The 939-nt window shown below is 69.5% G+C and carries 2 protein-coding genes; both read right to left on the bottom strand.

The annotated features are described in order from the left end of the window. Window positions 1-748, bottom strand: a 748-nt coding sequence (locus D8M34_RS18145) for an FAD-dependent monooxygenase (RefSeq protein ID WP_126894716.1), incomplete at its 3' end; no start/stop codon positions are given. A gap of 11 nt (window positions 749-759) precedes the next feature. Beyond that, window positions 760-939, bottom strand: a 180-nt coding sequence (locus tag D8M34_RS19120) for a hypothetical protein (RefSeq protein ID WP_202976293.1), incomplete at its 5' end; no start/stop codon positions are given.

Genomic DNA, 939 nt, shown 5'->3' with positions numbered 1-939 from the left:
TCGCCTTCCCGTGCGCGGCGTGGATCTGCTCGACCCGCGCCATGGTGCGCAGGTCGGCGACGTGCCGGATGGAGTAGGGACAGTGCGCGTTGGCCGGCGTCGACAGCGAACCGGTCGGGGACCCCGACAGCTCGTTGCCCATCGCCTGGTCGGCGTGGCGGTTCTCCCGGTCCCGGGTGATGATCGCGTTGTCCGACGGCCACCAGTGCCAGCCCAGATCGCGCGACGCCTTCGCGTACTTGAGCCCGAGCTTGCCGGGCAGCACCTCCGGGTCCCGCACCGCCTGCTTGCGGTCCGGGTAGGACGGGTCGCCTATCCGGCCGGAGATGCCGTAGATCTCGTCGTTCTCGTCGTAGAACGGGGCGAGGTCCTCGTAGCTGATCGGCCAGTCGATCGTGCCCTCGAGCCCGTGCTCGGTGCCCTTGCGGAAGTCGACGGGCTTGTAGCGCGGCCAGTGGCCGGCGTAGTGCATCGTCGAGCCGCCGACGTTGTTCATCATGTAGGGCGTGGTGACCCCGGTGACCGGGTAGTCCTCGGGCAGCTGGCGCACGTTGGGGTCGTACGCCCAGCCGCGCTGCTTCTCGAGCTCCCACTCGTCGTGGTAGTGCGGGTGGTCCTGGGGCGTGACCCAGGGGCCCTGCTCGAGGCACACCACCTTCACGCCGGCCTTGGCCAGCTTCAGCGCGATCCCGGCCCCGCCGGGGCCGGCACCGATGATCAGGACGTCGGTCTCGGTGTAGGCAGCCATGACGTGCCTCCTCACTTGGTCCAGGACAGCTGGGACAGGTCGACGCGCACCACGTCGTCGGTCTCGAGGTAGGAGCCGTTCTCCTGGGCCTGGGTCAGCAGGTCCTCGTCCCAGGGCTCGGTGGTCTGCAGGTAGCCGTAGGGCAGCGGCGGACCGTGGTAGTCGCGCCCGGCGGGCAGGTTGCGGTTGAT

The sequence above is a fragment of the Microbacterium sp. HSID17254 genome, assembly GCF_003989315.1.
In the GTDB taxonomy this organism is placed as follows: Bacteria; Actinomycetota; Actinomycetes; order Actinomycetales; family Microbacteriaceae; genus Microbacterium.
The sequence above is the reverse complement of the archived record's forward strand: the minus strand, read 5'-3'. Positions and strand labels throughout refer to the sequence as shown.